General features: G+C 67.4%; 1 protein-coding gene. It reads right to left on the bottom strand.

Features of this window, described 5'->3' with window-relative positions; all coding sequences use genetic code 11:
- Positions 1-258, bottom strand: a 258-nt coding sequence (locus FQ664_RS26370) for a metallophosphoesterase family protein (RefSeq protein WP_144175932.1), incomplete at both ends; no start/stop codon positions are given.

Genomic DNA, 258 nt, shown 5'->3' on the forward strand with positions numbered 1-258 from the left:
CTTCACGCCCGACCAGAACGCACCGCAGTTGGCACCGACGTTGTACTCGTGCAGCGGCCTGGCGCCCTGCCAGCCGTCAGCCTTGCCGTGGTAGACGTGCTGCTGGGTGTGGCTGTGGCCACTGAGCACCAGCACGTTGCGGAAGTCCTTCAGCAGGTCGAACAGGCGCTGGCGGTCGGCATGGCGGAAGGTCTCGCGCCCCGGTGCCGCATCGAACAGCGGGATGTGCATGCCCAGCACCAGCAGGCGGTCCTTGTG

Source organism: Pseudomonas persica, assembly GCF_900291015.1.
Lineage (GTDB): Bacteria > Pseudomonadota > Gammaproteobacteria > Pseudomonadales > Pseudomonadaceae > Aquipseudomonas.